We start from the raw sequence: 16,957 nt of genomic DNA, 5'->3' as shown, positions 1-16,957 counted from the left end.
CCGGCCCGCGGCGCCCAGCGGCCCCCGTGGGCTCAGCCGGAGATGCCCACCACCAGCCAGATGAAGGCGGCGCCTGCCACCGTGAACAGCAGGGTGGAGCGGGCCGGGTGCTCGTGGTGGGCCTCGGGCAGGATCTCGGCGGCGGCCAGGTAGAGCAGGACCCCGCCGAAGACACCGAGATATCCGCCGAGCACGGCTTCGGGGACGGTGACGAAGACGGTGGACAGGGCGCCGAGGACGGGCGCGCAGGCGTCGGCGACCAGCATGCCTATCGCCCGGCGGCGCGCGTTGCCGTAGAGGCTCGCGAGGGTGAACGTGTTGAAGCCGTCCGCGAAGTCGTGGGCGATCACGGCCAGCGCGACCGCGGTGCCCATGCCGCCGCCGACCTGGAAGGCCGCGCCGATCGCCACGCCGTCCATCGCGCTGTGCCCGACCATCGCGCCGGCCGCCGTCAGGCCCACCTCGGGCGCCCGGTGACCGTGCTCGGCGCCGCCGTGCGCGGCCTGCCGCAGCGCCAGGGTGCGTTCCACCAGATGGGCCAGCAGGAACCCGGCCACGAAGAGCAGCAGGGCGGCCGGCACGCCGAAGACCTCCCGGCCGGCCGCGCGCAGCGCCTCCGGCAGCAGGTCGAGGCCGACCACCCCGAGCATCAGTCCGCCGGCCAGGCCCAGGACCAGGTGGCGACGGTCGGTCACGCGCTGTGCCGTCCAGCCGCCGGCCAGCGTCATCAGGAACGCGCCGAGCGCGACGAAGACCGCCATGTGCCCTTGCTATCCGATCGACCGGCCCCAGCGCACATCGAGCGGCACCCGTAACACCCTTTGTCCAGAGAGGACCGAATTTTCATGGCCGATGCCGCTGCCTCCGCCGCCGTCCCCGGCGGCGCTCCCACCGGCAAGGTGACCTTCGTCGGCGCCGGTCCCGGCGCCGCCGATCTGCTGACGTTCCGGGCCGCGCGCGCGATCGCCGACGCCGACGTGGTGATCTGGGCGGCGAGCCTGGTCCAGGCCGAGGTCCTCCGGCACGCGCGCGAGGGCGCGGAGATCCTCGACTCGGCCACGATGTCGCTGGAGGACGTCGTGGCGGTGTACGAGCGGGCCCGCGCCGAGGGCCTGCGGGTCGCCCGCATCCACTCCGGGGACCCGGCCCTGTGGGGCGGTACCCAGGAGCAGGTCGACCGGTGTGCCGAGATCGGCGTCGAGGTCGAGATCGTGCCCGGGGTGTCCTCGTTCTCGGCGGTCGCCGCGCTCGCGCGGCGCGAGCTGACCATTCCCGAGGTCGCCCAGTCCGTCGTGCTGACCCGGCTCGGCGGCGGCAAGACGCCGATGCCGCCGGGCGAGGAGGTGCGGGAGTTCGCCCGGCACGGCACCACCATGGCGATCTTCCTGTCGGCCGCGCGCAGCGGGCAGCTGGTCAGGGAACTGCTGGAGGGCGGCTATCCGACGTCGACGCCGGTGGTCGTCGCCTACCAGGCGACCTGGCCGGAGGAACTGGTCGTGCGGTGCACGATCGAGACGCTGGAGGAGACGGTCAAGGAGCACAAGCTCTGGAAGCACACCCTCTTCCTGGTCGGCCCCGCCCTGGCCGCGCACGGCACCCGCTCGCACCTCTACCACCCCGGCCACTTCCACGGGTTCCGCAAGGCCGACCCCGAGGCCCGGCGGGAGCTGCGGGAACGGGGGGCGAGTACGTGATCACGGTCTTCGGCACGGGCACCGGCGCGCCGCTGCCGGCGGAGGCGCTGGCCGGGGCCGGGCTGGTGGTCGGCGGACGCCGGCACCTGGACGCGGCCCGGCTGCCGGAGGGCGCCGAGCGGATCGTCCTCGGGCCGCTGGCGCCGGCCCTCGACGCCGTCGCGCGGTACGTCGCCGAGGACCGGCCGGTGGCGGTGCTGGCCTCCGGCGACCCCGGGTTCTTCGGGATCGTGCGAGCGCTGGCCGAACGGTTCGGGCCGGAGCTGCTCGACGTGCGGGCCGGGGTGTCCTCGGTGGCCGCCGCGTTCGCCCGTGCCGGGCTGCCCTGGGACGACGCGGTGGTGGTGAGCGCCCACGGGCGGCGGCCGCGCACCGCGGTCCACGTGTGCCGGGCGCATCCGAAGGTGGCGGTGCTGACGGGGCCGGGGGCCGGACCGGCGGAGCTGGCGGCCGCGGTGCCCGCGGACCGGGTGCTGGTCGTGGCGAGCGCGCTCGGCGATCCGGAGCGGGAGCGGGTGGAGCGGGTCACGCCCGCCGAGGCCGCGGGCCGGGACTGGGGAGCGGACGTCAGCGTGGTGCTGTGCCTGGACCCGGCGCGGACGCTCGGTGCGGTGCGCACGGTCGCCGGGGTGCCGGCCGGACCGGCCGGCTGGGCCCTGGACGAGGGCGAGTTCGCCCACCGGGACTCGATGATCACCAAGTTCGAGGTGCGGGCGCTGGCCCTGGCCCGGCTCGGACCGCGCCTCGGCGACCTGGTCTGGGACGTCGGCGCGGGTTCCGGGTCCGTGGCGGTGGAGTGCGCGCGGCTCGGGGCGGCCGCCGTCGCCGTGGAGAAGACCGCCGACGGGGTGGGACGGATCGCGGCCAACGCGCGGTCGCACGGCGTGTACGTGGACGTGGTGCACGGCACGGCCCCCGACGCCCTGGACGGACTCCCCGATCCCGACGCCGTGTTCGTCGGCGGCGGGGGCCGTGAACTGGCCGCCGTGGTCGGCGCCTGCGCGCTGCGGGCCCGGCGGACGGTGGTGGTCGCGCTCGCCGCGCTGGACCGGGTGCCGGCCGCGCGCGAGGCGCTGACCGGTGCCGGGTTCTCCTGCGACGGGGTGCTGCTGCAGTCGTCGCGCCTGGCGCCGCTGCCGGGTGATGTCACGCGGCTGGCGGCGGCCAATCCCGTGTTCCTGCTGTGGGGGAATCGCGTCCCCCGTTCCGACGAAGGAGTTGCTCAGTGATCGGCCTGATTTCCGCCACCGCGGCGGGGGCGGCGGCCCGCGACCGGCTGGCCGCGGCGTGGCCGGACCGCACGCGGGTGTACGACGGTCCGGTCGGGGACGCCGTGCGGTCCGCGTTCGCGGAGTGCGAGCAGCTGGTGTGCTTCCTGGCCACCGGCGCGGTGGTCCGGCTGATCGCCCCGCTGCTGGGCGAGAAGACCGCCGACCCGGGTGTGGTCTGCGTCGACGAGGGCGGACGCTTCGCGGTGTCCCTGGTCGGCGGGCACGCGGGCGGTGCGAACGAACTCGCCCGTGAGGTCGCCGAGTTGCTGGCGGCGCAGCCGGTGGTGACCACGGCGACGGACGCCGTCGGGCTGCCCGGCCTCGACACCCTCGGCTTCCCGGTCGAGGGCTCGGTGGCGGCCGTGTCGCGGGCCCTCCTGGACGGCGAACCGGTCGCGCTGCGGGCCGACTCGGCCTGGCCGCTGCCGGCGCTGCCGTTCGCCGCGGAGGGGGCGTACACGGTCCGGCTCACCGACCGCGCGGCCGAACCGGGCGAGCGCGAGGTGCTGTTGCGGCCGCCGTCCCTGGTGGTCGGCGTCGGTGCCTCCAGGGGTGCCCCGGCCGACGAGGTGTACGCGCTGGTCGAAGGGGCGCTGCGGGACGCCGGGCTGTCCCCGCGCAGCGTCGCCGAACTCGCCACCGTCGACGCCAAGGCCGAGGAGCCCGGCATCGTGGCGGCGGCCGCGCGGCTCGGGGTTCCCCTGGTGACCTACACGGCCGGGGAGCTGGCCCGGGTGACGGTGCCCCACCCGTCCGAGGCGCCGCTGGCCGCCGTCGGCACGCCGTCCGTCGCGGAGGCGGCCGCCCTGCTGCGCGGCGGCGAACTCCTCGTCCCCAAAAGGAAGTCGGACGCCCGGCCGGCGATGGCGACCTGTGCCGTCGTGCGGCGGCCGCCGCGCGGGCGGCTGGCGGTCGTCGGGCTCGGGCCCGGCGCCCGCGACCTGCTCACCCCGCGTGCCGGGGCCGAACTCCGGCGTGCCTCCGTGCTCGTCGGGCTCGACCAGTACGTCGACCAGATCCGCGACCTGCTGCGGCCCGGCACCCGGGTCCTGGAGTCCGGGCTCGGCGCGGAGGAGGAGCGCGCCCGGACCGCGGTCGCCGAGGCGCGGGCCGGGCACGCCGTCGCGCTGATCGGCAGCGGTGACGCCGGCGTGTACGCGATGGCCTCGCCCGCCCTCGCCGAGGCCTCCGACGACATCGACGTGATCGGTGTGCCGGGCGTCACCGCGGCGCTCGCCGCCGGGGCCGTCCTCGGCGCGCCGCTCGGCCACGACCACGTCTCCATCAGCCTGTCCGACCTGCACACGCCGTGGGAGGTCATCGAACGCCGGGTCCGGGCCGCCGCCGAGGCGGACCTCGTGGTGACCTTCTACAACCCGCGTTCGCGGGGCCGCCACTGGCAGCTGCCGAAGGCGCTCTCGATCCTCGCCGGGCACCGCGAGCCGACGACCCCCGTCGGCGTCGTGCGCAACGCCTCGCGCCCCGACGAGTCGAGCCGGCTGACCACCCTCGGCGGGCTGGATCCGGCGTGGGTGGACATGATGACCGTCGTGACCGTCGGCAACACCGCCACCCGCAACGTCGCCGGGCGCATGGTCACCCCGCGCGGGTACCGCTGGCAGGAGAGCGCTTCGAAGGAGGCCGAGTGAACCGGGTCGTCCACCCCATCGAGGAGGAGTCCTACCGGCGCCTGCGGGCCCGCCTGGACACCTCGCACCTGCCGCCGCTGACCCGCGCCGTCGTGGAGCGGGTCATCCACTCCGCGGCCGACCTGGACTACGCGACCGACATCGTGACGGACGAGGCCGACCTGGCGGCGGCGCACGCCGCGCTGCACGCCGGGGCGCCGGTGGTCGTGGACGTCGAGATGGTCGCCGCCGGCATCACCCGCCGCGAGACGGTGTGCCGGCTGCGCGACGCCGAGTCCCGTCCCGGGCTGACCCGTTCGGCGCACGCGATCCGGCTCGCCCACGAGCAGGTCGGCCCCGGCGCCCTGTGGGTGATCGGCAACGCACCGACCGCGCTGGAGGAGTTGCTGACCCTGGACGCCGCTCCCGCGCTCGTCATCGGTCTGCCCGTCGGTTTCGTCGGCGCGGCCGAGTCCAAGGCCGCGCTGCGCGCGAGCGGGCTGCCCGCCGTGAGCAACGTGTCCGAGAAGGGCGGCTCGGCGGTCGCCGCCGCCGCACTCAACGCCCTGCTGTACCACCCCACGTCGAAGGAGACACCGTGACCACGCCGCCCGCCCTGCTCATCGCCGGCCATGGCACCCGGGACGAAGCCGGGGCCGAGGCGTTCCGCGCCTTCGTACGGGAGCTGGGGCGCCGCAATCCCGAACTGCCCGTCGCCGGCGGCTTCATCGAGCTGTCGCCGCCCCCGCTGGCCGAGGCGGTGAGCGACCTGGTGGAACGCGGTGTCCGCCGCTTCGCCGCCGTCCCGCTGATGCTGGTCTCCGCCGGGCACGCCAAGGGCGACATCCCGGCCGCGCTGGCCCGGGAGAAGGAACGGCACCCGGGGATCTCGTACACCTACGGGCGTCCCCTCGGCCCGCACCCGGCGCTGCTGTCCGTGCTGGAGCGGCGCCTGGACGAGGTGCTGGGCAGCGACGGCGGACGCGCCCCGCTGGACCGCGCGGACGTGACCGTGCTGCTGGTGGGCCGCGGCTCCACGGACCCGGACGCCAACGCCGAGGTGCACCGCGCGGCTCGGCTGCTGTGGGAGGGGCGCGGGTACGCAGGGGTGGAGACGGCGTTCGTGTCGCTGGCCGCGCCGGACGTGCCGAGCGGACTCGACCGGTGTCTGCGCCTCGGGGCGCGGCGGATCGTCGTCCTCCCGTACTTCCTGTTCACCGGCATCCTGCCGGAGCGGGTGCGGCAGCAGACCGAGGGCTGGGCGGCCGCGCATCCCGAGGCGGAGGTGCGCTCGGCCGACGTCATCGGGCCCGAGCCGGAACTGCTCGACCTGGTGATGGAGCGGTACCGGGAGGCGGCCGCGGACCAGGTGCGGATGAACTGCGACTCGTGCGTGTACCGGATCGCGATGCCCGGCTTCGAGGACAAGGTGGGCCTGCCGCAGCAGCCGCACTTCCATCCCGACGACGAGGGCCACGGGCACGGACACCACCATCACCACGGCGGCCACGCGCATGCGCACTGACGGCGGCCCGGAGGGACCGCACGATCTGCGCCACCACGGCGACGCCGAGGTCCGTGACGACGGGTCGGCCCTGGTCGACCTCGCGGTCAACGTGCGCGCCGGTACGCCCCCGATCTGGCTGCGCGAGCGGATCGCCGACTCGCTGGGCGCTCTCGCCGCCTATCCCGACGGGCGGGCCGCGCGGGCGGCGGTCGCGGCGCGGCACGGGCTGCCGGTGGAGCGGGTGCTGCTGACGGCGGGCGCGGCGGAGGCGTTCGTGCTGCTGGCGCGGGCGCTGGAGGTGCGGCGGCCGGTGGTGGTGCATCCGCAGTTCACCGAGCCGGAGGTGGCGCTGCGGGACGCCGGGCACACCGTGGGCCGGGTGCTGCTGCGGGAGGAGGACGGGTTCCGGCTCGATCCCGCGGCCGTGCCGCAGGACGCCGACCTGGTGGTGATCGGCAATCCGACGAACCCGACGTCGGTGCTGCACCCCGCCGACACCGTCGCCCGGCTCGCCCGCCCCGGCCGGACGCTGGTGGTGGACGAGGCGTTCATGGACGCGGTGCCCGGTGAGCGGGAAGCGCTGGCCGGGCGGACCGACGTGCCGGGGCTCGTGGTGCTGCGGAGCATGACGAAGACGTGGGGGCTGGCCGGGCTGCGGATCGGCTACGTGCTGGCCGGTCCGCGGACCGTCGAGCGGCTGGCCCGGGCGCAGCCCCTGTGGCCGGTGTCGGCGCCGGCGCTGGTGGCGGCCGAGGCGTGTGCGGCGCCCCGGGCGCTGGCGGAGGCCGCGCACGCGGCGCACCGGGCGGCGGCCGACCGGGCCCATCTGGTCGCGGGTCTCGAGGAGTTCGCGCCGGAGGGGGTAAGGGTGGCGGGGCCCGCCGAGGGGCCGTTCGTGCTCGTACGGATGGCCCAGGCGGCCGCGGTGCGGCGGCAGTTGCGGGTGCTGGGCTACGCGGTGCGGCGCGGGGACACCTTTCCCGGGCTGGACGAGGAGTGGCTGCGGATAGCCGTCCGGGACCGCGGGACGGTGAACGGGTTCCTGCAGGCGCTGGACCGGGCGCTGACCCTGGTCCGGGGGTGAGGAGAGCGGGGGCTGCGCGCCGTTGTCGACGGACGGTCGCCGGTGGCCGGTCGCACAGCTCCCCGCGCCCCTGACGGGCGCTATCGCCTGCGTCGGGCGACGGTCACCGCCCCCGCGCCCGCCAGGAGCAGCGCCAGCGCGCCTCCCGCCACGTACGGCGTCAGTGAACTGCCGCCCGTCTCGGCCAGGTCGGTCTCCTTCGCCGGGGCGCCCTGGGGTTTGACGTCGGTCACGGGACCGGCCGCGCCGGACGCGTCGGCCTGGTCGGACGGAGCGGCCTGGTCGGACGGAGCGGCCTGGGCCTGCGGTGTCTCGCAGGTCGCCTTCGCCAGGGTGAGCGTTCCCTCCACGTCGGCGACGTTCAGCTTCAGCGGGTTCACGGAGATCTTGAGTTCCAGGGCGCTGGCCGCCGCCGTCGTGGAGGTCGTCGCGCGCCTGGACAGGTCCAGGCGGACCTCGCCGACGCCGGGGACACGGACGTCGGTGGGGCCGCCGGCGCTCAGCGTGACCCGCTTGCCGAGGACGGTGACGGCGCCGAGCACGTTGGCTTCGGCCACCGGCTGCCTGCCGGTCTCGCAGGTGGCCTTCGAGGTGACGGTGCCGAGTTCCACGAGGGACAGCAGGGGCAGGCCCGGCAGGTGCAGCCGGGCGTGGGCCAGGTGGACCGAGCCCTCGGCCACGCCGTCGGAGACGGTCGCCTTCGCCGAGGAGACGTCGGCGCTCAGGACGTTGAACGGCTTGCCGCCGTCGACTCCGTCGAGCGTGGCGGTGAGCGCGGTGCGGTCGGCGCTGCGCGGTGCCTGGACCTCGTTCAGGGAGACCGCGAGCGGGACGTTCACGGTCTTGTCGAGGAGGGAGACGTCGAGGCCGGTGCGCAGGACGACCGCGCTCGCGCGACCCTGGCCGGTGGTCGCGTGCGCGGTGCCCGCGCCCGCCAGGACCGCGGGACCGACGGCCAGGGCGGTGGCCGTGGCGACGGTCGCGAGACGGCGTGCGGGCATACGGAATGTGTCGCTGTTCAAGGTGGTGGGACCCCCAGAGGAAACTTGCTCGGGACCCGCCAAGAATTACGCACTGAGGGTGAACGGGCGGCGATCCTGCGTGACTTCACTCATTAGTGGACTTTCCGCTCGTTCATTCGAGGCCGTGCGCACAGACGTTCCTCTACTCGACGACCCGCCCGTTCAGCACCACCCGACGGGGGGACGCGAGGACGCGTACGTCCGCGCGCGGGTCGCTCTCGTACACCACCAGGTCCGCCGGTGCGCCCTCCTCCAGGCCGGGCCTGCCGAGCCAGGCGCGGGCGGCCCAGCTGGTCGCCGCGAGCGCGTCGACGGCCGGGATGCCGGCGGTGACCAGCTCGGCGACCTCGCCCGCGACCAGGCCGTGCGCGAGGGAGCCGCCGGCGTCAGTGCCGACGTACACCGGGATGCCGGCGTCGTAGGCGGCGCGGACGGTGTCGTAGCGGCGCTCGTGGAGCCGGCGCATGTGGGCCGACCAGCGCGGGAACCTGGCCTCGCCGCCGGCCGCGAGGCTCGGGAAGGTGGCGATGTTGACGAGGGTCGGGACGATGGCGACGCCTCGTTCGGCGAAGAGCGGGATCAGCTCGTCCGTCAGGCCCGTGGCGTGCTCGACGCAGTCGATGCCTGCCTCGACCAGGTCCTGGAGCGAGTCCTCGGCGAAGCAGTGCGCGGTGACCCGGGCGCCGAGCCGGTGCGCCTCGGCGATCGCCGCCTGCACCGCGTCCCGCGGCCAGCTGGGAGCCAGGTCGCCGAGGTCGCGGTCGATCCAGTCGCCGACCAGTTTGACCCAGCCGTCGCCGAGCCGGGCCTCCTGGGCGACGTGGGCGACCAGGTCGGGCGGCTCGATCTCGTGGGCGAAGTTCCTGATGTAGCGGCGGGTGCGGGCGATGTGCCGGCCGGCCCTGATGATCTTCGGGAGGTCCGCGCGGTCGTCGACCCAGCGGGTGTCGGAGGGCGACCCGGCGTCCCGGATCAGCAGGGTGCCGGCCTCGCGGTCGGTGAGGGCCTGCTTCTCGGCGGTGGCCGCGTCGACCGGGCCCTGCGGGCCGAGGCCGACGTGGCAGTGCGCGTCGACGAGGCCGGGCAGCGTCCAGCCCTCGACGGCCGTGACGTCCCGGACCCCGGCGGGACGGTCGTAGGAGACGCGGCCGCCGATCACCCACAGCTCGTCCCGGACGTCGTCGGGCCCCGCCAGGACCCGGCCCCTCACGTGCAGCACCGGTTGATCGCTCATGGGCCTCAGCCTAGGACGACGGGAAGTCCCCCATCGACGGGGCCCGGCGGCCGGCCCCGCGCGGCACCTCGGGGACCGGGCCTAGTCCGCGGATTCCTCCTCGACCTGGGCCATCGCCGGGTTCAGCAGCCGGGACAGGAAGTGGCGGGTGCGTTCGTGGGTGGGGTCGCCGATCACCTGGTCCGGGGTGCCGTCCTCGACGATGACCCCGCCGTCCATGAAGACGACCCGGTCGGCGACCTCCCGGGCGAAGGTCATCTCGTGGGTGACCACCATCATGGTCATGCCCTCGCGGGCCAGCATCCGCATCACCGCGAGGACGTCGCCGACCAGTTCGGGGTCGAGGGCAGAGGTCGGCTCGTCGAAGAGCATCACCTCGGGGCCCATCGACAGCGCGCGGGCGATCGCCACGCGCTGCTGCTGGCCGCCGGAGAGGGAGGCTGGGTAGGCGTCCGCCTTCTCGGTCAGGCCGACGCGTGCGAGGTTCTCGGCGGCCACGCGCGCCGCCTGCACCTTGTCCCGCTTGAGGACCCGGCGCTGCGGCAGAATGAGGTTCTCGGTCACCGAGAGGTGCGGGAAGAGGTTGAACTGCTGGAAGACCATGCCGATGCGGCGGCGTACGGCGTCGATGTCGACGTCGGGGTCGGTCAGCTCCGTGCCGCCCACGAACACCCGGCCTCCGGTCGGCTCCTCCAGGAGGTTGACGCAGCGCAGCAGCGTCGACTTGCCGGAGCCCGAGGGGCCGATGACGCACACCACCTCGCCCTGGCCGATCTCCAGGTCGATGCCGCGCAGCACCTCGTTGTCGCCGAAGGACTTGTGCAGGTCCTCGACCCGGATCTCGGGCCGGCTGGTGTCGGGTGTCATCGCACGGCCTCCCGGGCCTTCGCCTCCATGCGCCGCACCACGAAGCCGAGCGGGATCGTGACCAGCAGGTAGCACAGGCCGGCGACGAGGATCGGCGTGGAGTTGGCGGTCGTACTGGCCAGGTCCCGGCCGTACTTGGACAGTTCGCGCTCCTCCAGGGTGACGCCCAGGAGCAGCACCAGGGAGGAGTCCTTGAAGAGGATCACGAACTCGTTGGTCAGCGGCGGCAGGATGATCCGGAACGCCTGCGGGATGACGACGGAGACCATGGCACGGGCGGGCGAGAAGCCGAGCGAACGCGCCGCCTCCATCTGCCCCTTGGGCACGGCCTGGATGCCGGCGCGGAAGGTCTCCGCCAGGTAGGCGGCGCCGACCAGGCCGAGGGCGATGGCGGCCTTGCCGTACGTGCCGCCGACGATCTCCGTGCCGGGGAAGGCGAGCGGCACCGCGACCCCGATGAAGATGAAGATCAGCAGGGCGGGCAGGCCGCGGAAGATCTCGATGTAGACGCCGGCCACCCAGCGGTAGGGGGCGACGGACGACAGCCGCATCAGCGCGATCACCAGGCCCAGCACCAGGGCGAAGACGAACCCGGAGACCGTGTAGAACACGGTGTTCTTCAGTGCCAGCGTGATGACGTCCGGGAACATCTGCCGGGCGATGTCCCACTGCGCGAACTGGTTCTGCAGGCGGCCCCAGTCGGCGCCGGCCGCGAAGGCGGCCACGGCGGCGACGAAGACGGCGTACTGCGCGCCGCGCGACAGCCGGCGCTTCTGCCGCCGGGTCAGGCCCTTCCTGCGGGGCTGGAGTTCGGTGTCCGCGGCGGTCATGAGGCAGCCGGGGAGGCCGCGGACGCGTCGTAGGGGCCGATCCACTTCTCGTAGAGCTTCTTGTAGGTGCCGTCGGCCTTGGCGTCGGCGATCGCCTTGTCGACGGCGGCGAGCAGCTTGGTGTTGCCCTTCTTGACCGTGATGCCGTACTGCTCACCGGTGTTGATCTGTCCGGCGACCTGGAACGCGGCGGCGTTGGCCTTGTCCTTCAGCCAGCCCTGGATCACCGGGTAGTCGATGACGACGGCCTTGACCTGGCCGGTGCGCAGCCCGTTGAGGACGGCGTCGGAGGACTCGAAGGAGACCGGGTCCAGGCCCTGCGCCTTGGCGTAGTCCTCGCCGGTGGTCTGCGCCTGGGCGCCCACCTTGGTCTTCTTGGCCTTGGCGTCGGCGAGCGAGGTGACGCCGCTGCCCTTGGCGACGAGGAGGGCCTGGGTGGCGTCGAAGTACGGGGTGGAGAAGTCGACGTTCTTCTTGCGCTCGGCGGTGATGGTCATGCCGGCCGCGGCCAGGTCGCACTGGCCGGAGTTGAGGAAGGCGCCGGTCTTGAAGTTCTCGAACGGCGTGTCGAGGACCTTCTGCTTCACGCCGAGGTCCTTGGCGACCAGGTCGACCATCGACACGTCGAAGCCCTGCACCTTGCCGTCGATCACCGACTGGAACGGCGGGTACGGCAGGTGGGTGCAGGTGGTGAGCTGTCCGGCCTTGACGAGTTCGACCCCGCCCGCCACCGTTCTGGAGGCGCTGGAGCCGTTGCCGCTCGACGTGCAGCCGGCCACGAGGGCCAGCCCGGCCGCGGCGGTGGCGGCGGCCAGGGCGCGAGCCCGGCGGTGCCCGAGGAGCGTGGTCACGAGACCTCCCGTAGGTCTGCGGGCCCCCACGAAACTGTGAGGGAACTTTGGATTCCGATTCTGCGGGTTCCGATTATAAGGAGATGTTTGGGTATCTCAAACCAAACCGATGGCGGTGGAGCCGTCCGACCTGAGAAGTAGCCGGTCACCACCGGTCCCGTTGGCGAAAAGGCGCCGGTTACGCTCATGCCGACCCGCCCCTACGCGAGCGAAGAGAGCACCGCCGTGACCCACCCCTTCCTCGACCTGCCCCCGCTGAGCGCCGCGGACTTCGCCGCCATCGAGGACGGCGTCGCCCGGCTGCTGGAGACCCGGCAGGACGTCCTGGTCATGCAGGGCGAGGCGCTGCTGCCGCTGGAGGGTGCGATCAGGTCCGCCGCCGGTCCCGGCACGACCGCGCTGAACGTGATCACCGGCCCCTACGGGCAGACCTTCGGCAGCTGGCTGCGGGACTGCGGCGCGACGGTGATCGACCTCTCCGTGCCGTTCCACACGGCGGTGACGGCCGCGCAGGTGCGGGAGGCGTTCGACGCGCACCCGGAGATCGACTTCGTGTCCCTGGTGCACGCCGAGGCGGCGACCGGCAACACCAACCCGGTCGCCGGGATCGGTGCGGTGGTGCGGGAGCACGGCGCGCTGTTCTACCTGGACGCGGTCGCCTCGGTCGGCGCCGAGCCGGTGCTGCCGGATGCCTGGGGCGTGGACCTGTGCGTGATCGGGGCCCAGAAGGCGATGGGCGGCCCGGCCGGCGTCTCGGCGGTGTCGGTGAGCGAGCGGGCCTGGGCCCGGATGGCGGCGAACCCGCACGCTCCGCGCCGCTCGTACCTGTCGCTGCTGGACTGGAAGGAACGCTGGCTCGACGGCGGCCGCGCGGCGCTGCCGCACGCGCCGGCCCAGCTGGAGATGCTCGCCCTCCAGGCGTGCCTGGAGCGGATCGAGGCGGACGGCCCGCAGGCGGTGATGCGCCGGCACCGCACGGCGGCGCTGGCCACCCGGGCGGGCGCGGTGGCCCTGGGCGGCGGCCTGGAGCCGTACGTGTACGAGGAGGCGCACGCGGCACCGGTGGCCACGACGCTGCGGGTGCCCTCGGACGTGGTGGCCTCGGAGCTGGTGGCCGGTGCGCTGGCCGGCGACGGCACGCTGCCGCTGGCCGCGGGCGGCGGTGCGCTGGCCGCGGAGATGATCCGCGTGAACCACTACGGGGTGGACGCGACGGTGGGTGCGGTCCAGGCGAGCCTGGCCGCCCTCGGCGCGGGGCTGGCGGAGCGGGGCCGGACGGTGGACCTGGAGGGCGCCCGCCGGGCCGTGGAGTCCGCCTGGCGGTGACGGCCGAAAACGGGCGCCGGCCGGCGCCGCGCCGCGGGCGGTATGCGCCGCCCGCGCCCGGCGGCCGGTACCCGCCGTCCGCGGCTCATCGAGGGCGGCGACGGCGCCTGAATTCAAATTAATTCCGAATTCCCTTTTCAGCGATGGCTTGCCCGAGTTCTTCTGCCCGCTTTTTGCGGAGCTAAACGGGGGTAATTTCCTCCAGATTTCAACCCTGTGACACACTCCACATAACCGGGTCATTTGCCCGGTTTGTGCTGGTACATTTCGGCACATACGGGCATGGCAGGTTCGATCGGCAACGACACCCGCCGTGCATTTTTGCATTTGCCTCGCTAAATTCAGTCCGCATGACCGCCCCACAAGCAGACCTGATCGTCGAGCGCCCGCTGGTGACCGACGGCGCCGCCCTGTGGCGTCTCGCAAAGGAATCCGGAAACCTCGATCTGAACTCCTCGTACAGCTATCTCCTGTGGTGCCGGGATTTCGCCGGCACGTCGGCGGTGGCGCGCGGAGCGGACGGTGAGCCCGTCGGATTCGTCACCGGATACACGCGGCCGGACCGCCCGGACACGCTGCTCGTATGGCAGGTCGCCGTGCACCCCGTCCAGCGCGGGCGCGGTGTCGCCGCACGGCTGCTGGACGGGCTCACGGCACGGGTGGCCGCGGAACAGCCGCTCACCGCGGTGGAGACCACCATCACGCCCGGCAACACCGCCTCCGAGCGGCTGTTCACCTCGTACGCCGCCCGGCACGGCGCCACCGTGGAACGGACGGTGCTGTTCGAGGCCGGCGAGTTCCCGGACGGTCCGCACGACCCCGAAGTCCTGTACCGCATCGGCCCCTTGACCCCCACATCGCACTGAGGAGCCTCCCTGTGACCATCACGCAGCCCGATCTGAGCGTCTTCGAGACCCTGGAGTCCGAGGTCCGCAGCTACTGCCGCAGCTGGCCCACCGTGTTCGACCGGGCCCGGGGCAGCCGGATGTACGACGAGGACGGCCACGCGTACCTGGACTTCTTCGCCGGCGCCGGGTCACTCAACTACGGACACAACAATCCCGTGCTGAAACGGGCGTTGCTCGACTATCTGGAACGTGACGGGGTCGCCCACGGCCTCGACATGTCGACCACCGCCAAACGGTCGTTCCTGCAGACCTTCCAGGACCTCGTGCTGCGGCCGCGCGACCTGCCGTACAAGGTGATGTTCCCCGGGCCCACCGGCACCAACGCCGTGGAGTCCGCGCTGAAGCTGGCGCGGAAGGTGAAGGGACGCGAGGCGATCGTCTCGTTCACCAACGCCTTCCACGGCATGTCCCTGGGCTCCCTGGCCGTCACCGGCAACGCGTTCAAGCGGGCCGGCGCCGGGGTCCCGCTGGTGCACGGGACGCCGATGCCCTTCGACAACTACTTCGAGGGCAAGGTCCCGGACTTCCTCTGGTTCGAGCGGCTCCTGGAGGACCAGGGATCCGGGCTCAACAAGCCCGCCGCGGTGATCGTGGAGACCGTGCAGGGCGAGGGCGGCATCAACGTCGCCCGGCCCGAGTGGCTGCGCGCCCTCAAGGAGCTGTGCGAGCGGCAGGACATGCTGCTGATCGTCGACGACATCCAGATGGGCTGCGGACGGACCGGCGCGTTCTTCTCCTTCGAGGAGTCCGGGATCGTCCCCGACATCGTGACGGTGTCCAAGTCCATCAGCGGGTACGGACTGCCGATGTCGCTGTGCCTGTTCCGGCCCGAGCTGGACGTGTGGGAGCCCGGCGAGCACAACGGCACCTTCCGCGGCAACAACCCCGCCTTCGTCACCGCGACCGCCGCGCTGGAGAGCTACTGGGCCGACGGCCCGGCGATGGAGAAGCAGACCCGCGCCAAGGGCGAGCAGATCGAGCAGGGACTCATCGCGATCGTCGAGGAGAACCTCGCCGACGTGCGCGAGTACCGGGGCCGCGGTCTGGTGTGGGGCGTGGAGTTCCACGAGAAGGCACGGGCCGGGCGGATCGCCCGGCGCGCCTTCGAACTGGGGCTGCTCATAGAGACGTCGGGGCCGGAGAGCGAGGTCGTCAAGCTGCTCCCCGCCCTGACCATCACCCCGGACGAACTGGACGAGGGGCTGAGCATCCTCGCCCGGGCCGTCCGGGAGACCGTCTGACCAGGATCCAGCTAGGAGGCTGTACACCACCGTGATCGTCCGTTCGTTCAAGGAGATCGAGGGTACCGACCGCCACGTCAAGGCCGCGTCCGGGACCTGGGAGAGCAAACGCATCGTCCTCGCCAAGGAGCGGGTCGGCTTCTCGGTGCACGAGACGATCCTCTACGCGGGCACGGAGACCGACATGTGGTACGCCAACCACATCGAGGCCGTGGTCTGCGTCGAGGGCGAGGCCGAGCTGACCGACCGTGAGACCGGGACGTCGTACACGATCACGCCCGGCACCATGTACCTCCTCGACGGGCACGAGCGGCACACGCTGCGCGTCAAGGAGGACTTCCGCTGCATCTGCGTGTTCAACCCGCCGGTCACCGGCCGGGAGGACCACGACGAGAACGGCGTCTATCCGCTGCTGACGGAGGAGGGCTGACCATGACCACGATCACCGACCTGTACCCGAGCCGGGGCCCGGTCGAGGTCTCCGTGCCCCGCAAGGACCCGGTCGTCTGGTCGGCGCCCGGTGCTGCCGGGCCGATCCCCACGGCCCGGCTGGAGGAGTTCGAGCGGGACGGCTTCCTCGCCGTCGACCAGCTGCTCGCCGACGACGAGGTCGCCGTCTACCGCGACGAGCTGGAGCGGCTGGTCGCCGACCCCGCCGTCCGGGCCGACGAGCGCTCCGTCATCGAGCCGAAGTCCAAGGAGATCCGCTCGGTCTTCGAGGTGCACAAGATCAGCGAGGTGTTCGCGAATCTGGTGCGCGACCAGCGGGTGGTCGGCCGGGCCCGGCAGATCCTCGGCTCGGACGTCTACGTCCACCAGTCGCGGATCAACGTCAAGCCGGGGTTCGGGGCGAGCGGCTTCTACTGGCATTCGGACTTCGAGACCTGGCACGCCGAGGACGGGCTGCCGAACATGCGCACGGTGTCGGTCTCGATCGCGCTGACCGAGAACCACGACACCAACGGCGGCCTCATGATCATGCCGGGCTCGCACCGGACGTTCCTCGGCTGCGCCGGCGCCACGCCGGAGGACAACTACAAGAAGTCGCTGCAGATGCAGGACGCGGGCACGCCCTCGGACGAGGCGCTGACCGCGATGGCCGGCGAGTACGGCATCAAGCTGTTCACGGGCCGCGCCGGTTCGGCGACCTGGTTCGACTGCAACTGCATGCACGGCTCCGGCGACAACATCACGCCGTTCCCGCGCAGCAACGTCTTCATCGTGTTCAACAGCGTGGAGAACAAGGCGGTGGAGCCGTTCTCGGCCCCGGTCCCCCGCCCCGAGTTCATCGGCGCACGGGACTTCACACCGGTGCGGTGACACCCGTGCCCAACCGCCCCCGTGCGATGACACCGGCGCCCCACCGCCCCGCCCGCCGCGCAGCGGCCCTCGGACACGGCATCGGCGCACGGGACCTCACACCTGTGCGGTGACACCCGTGCCCAACCGCCCCCGTGCGATGACACCGGCGCCCCACCGCCCCGCCCGCCGCGC

The 16,957-nt window shown here is 73.2% G+C and carries 17 protein-coding genes; 11 read left to right on the top strand and 6 right to left on the bottom strand.

What is annotated here, in order from left to right; translation table 11 throughout:
- Positions 1 to 32 precede the first annotated feature (32 nt).
- Positions 33 to 761: a ZIP family metal transporter gene (locus ACIRQ9_RS33795; RefSeq protein WP_404182302.1), complete on the bottom strand. Its 729-nt coding sequence runs from the start codon at positions 759 to 761 to the stop codon at positions 33 to 35.
- Between the two features lie 84 nt (positions 762 to 845).
- On the opposite strand from ACIRQ9_RS33795, the gene cobM reads away from it, so the two are divergent.
- Genes cobM through cobC form a run of 6 tightly spaced genes read left to right on the top strand, consistent with a single transcriptional unit; the run spans position 846 to position 7,184 of the window.
- Positions 846 to 1,694, top strand: coding sequence for a precorrin-4 C(11)-methyltransferase (gene cobM, locus ACIRQ9_RS33790; RefSeq protein ID WP_404182299.1), 849 nt, complete (start codon positions 846 to 848; stop codon positions 1,692 to 1,694).
- Complete coding sequence (gene cbiE / locus ACIRQ9_RS33785; protein ID WP_404182296.1) at positions 1,691 to 2,923, top strand: precorrin-6y C5,15-methyltransferase (decarboxylating) subunit CbiE; 1,233 nt, start codon at positions 1,691 to 1,693, stop codon at positions 2,921 to 2,923. The genes cobM and cbiE overlap by 4 nt, the downstream gene beginning before the upstream one ends.
- Positions 2,920 to 4,614 (top strand): precorrin-3B C(17)-methyltransferase, encoded by a 1,695-nt coding sequence (gene cobJ, locus ACIRQ9_RS33780; protein ID WP_404182293.1) that lies wholly within the window; start codon positions 2,920 to 2,922, stop codon positions 4,612 to 4,614. Before cbiE ends, cobJ begins: the two co-directional genes overlap by 4 nt.
- On the top strand, positions 4,611 to 5,195 hold the full coding sequence (locus tag ACIRQ9_RS33775) for a precorrin-8X methylmutase (RefSeq protein WP_404182290.1): 585 nt from the start codon (positions 4,611 to 4,613) through the stop codon (positions 5,193 to 5,195). The genes cobJ and ACIRQ9_RS33775 overlap by 4 nt, the downstream gene beginning before the upstream one ends.
- Positions 5,192 to 6,118, top strand: coding sequence for a sirohydrochlorin chelatase (locus tag ACIRQ9_RS33770; RefSeq protein ID WP_404182287.1), 927 nt, complete (start codon positions 5,192 to 5,194; stop codon positions 6,116 to 6,118). Before ACIRQ9_RS33775 ends, ACIRQ9_RS33770 begins: the two co-directional genes overlap by 4 nt.
- The gene (gene cobC / locus ACIRQ9_RS33765; RefSeq protein WP_404182284.1) at positions 6,108 to 7,184 is read left to right on the top strand and encodes an Rv2231c family pyridoxal phosphate-dependent protein CobC; all 1,077 of its coding nucleotides are present in this window, start codon (positions 6,108 to 6,110) and stop codon (positions 7,182 to 7,184) included. Before ACIRQ9_RS33770 ends, cobC begins: the two co-directional genes overlap by 11 nt.
- 80 nt (positions 7,185 to 7,264) lie before the next feature.
- On the opposite strand, the gene ACIRQ9_RS33760 is transcribed toward cobC, so the two are convergent.
- From ACIRQ9_RS33760 to ACIRQ9_RS33740, 5 genes are all read right to left on the bottom strand, one after another.
- The gene (locus ACIRQ9_RS33760; RefSeq protein ID WP_404182281.1) at positions 7,265 to 8,206 is read right to left on the bottom strand and encodes an SCO1860 family LAETG-anchored protein; all 942 of its coding nucleotides are present in this window, start codon (positions 8,204 to 8,206) and stop codon (positions 7,265 to 7,267) included.
- Between the two features lie 142 nt (positions 8,207 to 8,348).
- Positions 8,349 to 9,440 carry an amidohydrolase family protein gene (locus ACIRQ9_RS33755; RefSeq protein ID WP_404182278.1) on the bottom strand — a complete coding sequence of 364 codons (1,092 nt, stop codon included), beginning with the start codon at positions 9,438 to 9,440 and terminating at the stop codon, positions 8,349 to 8,351.
- A gap of 81 nt (positions 9,441 to 9,521) precedes the next feature.
- Complete coding sequence (locus ACIRQ9_RS33750; RefSeq protein ID WP_404182275.1) at positions 9,522 to 10,307, bottom strand: amino acid ABC transporter ATP-binding protein; 786 nt, start codon at positions 10,305 to 10,307, stop codon at positions 9,522 to 9,524.
- Positions 10,304 to 11,137, bottom strand: coding sequence for an amino acid ABC transporter permease (locus tag ACIRQ9_RS33745; protein ID WP_404182272.1), 834 nt, complete (start codon positions 11,135 to 11,137; stop codon positions 10,304 to 10,306). Before ACIRQ9_RS33745 ends, ACIRQ9_RS33750 begins: the two co-directional genes overlap by 4 nt.
- Entirely contained in the window at positions 11,134 to 11,988 is an 855-nt protein-coding gene (locus ACIRQ9_RS33740) for an ABC transporter substrate-binding protein (protein WP_404182269.1), read from the bottom strand. Before ACIRQ9_RS33740 ends, ACIRQ9_RS33745 begins: the two co-directional genes overlap by 4 nt.
- A gap of 225 nt (positions 11,989 to 12,213) precedes the next feature.
- On the opposite strand from ACIRQ9_RS33740, the gene ACIRQ9_RS33735 reads away from it, so the two are divergent.
- The 5 genes from ACIRQ9_RS33735 to thpD all read left to right on the top strand — a co-directional run bounded on the left by ACIRQ9_RS33735 (position 12,214) and on the right by thpD (position 16,783).
- Entirely contained in the window at positions 12,214 to 13,314 is a 1,101-nt protein-coding gene (locus tag ACIRQ9_RS33735; RefSeq protein WP_404182496.1) for a pyridoxal-phosphate-dependent aminotransferase family protein, read from the top strand.
- 350 nt (positions 13,315 to 13,664) lie between these two features.
- Entirely contained in the window at positions 13,665 to 14,180 is a 516-nt protein-coding gene (ectA, locus tag ACIRQ9_RS33730; RefSeq protein ID WP_404182266.1) for a diaminobutyrate acetyltransferase, read from the top strand.
- Between the two features lie 11 nt (positions 14,181 to 14,191).
- Entirely contained in the window at positions 14,192 to 15,463 is a 1,272-nt protein-coding gene (gene ectB / locus ACIRQ9_RS33725; protein ID WP_404182263.1) for a diaminobutyrate--2-oxoglutarate transaminase, read from the top strand.
- A 31-nt stretch (positions 15,464 to 15,494) separates the two neighbouring features.
- Entirely contained in the window at positions 15,495 to 15,893 is a 399-nt protein-coding gene (locus ACIRQ9_RS33720) for an ectoine synthase (protein ID WP_351326185.1), read from the top strand.
- Positions 15,894 to 15,895: 2 nt separating this feature from the next.
- Positions 15,896 to 16,783: an ectoine hydroxylase gene (gene thpD / locus ACIRQ9_RS33715; protein WP_404182260.1), complete on the top strand. Its 888-nt coding sequence runs from the start codon at positions 15,896 to 15,898 to the stop codon at positions 16,781 to 16,783.
- Positions 16,784 to 16,957: the final 174 nt, after the last annotated feature.

The sequence above is a fragment of the Streptomyces sp. NPDC101237 genome, from assembly GCF_044767465.1.
GTDB lineage: Bacteria > Actinomycetota > Actinomycetes > Streptomycetales > Streptomycetaceae > Streptomyces > Streptomyces gramineus.
Note: the sequence above shows the minus strand (reverse complement) of the source record. Positions and strands in the feature narration are given on the sequence as shown.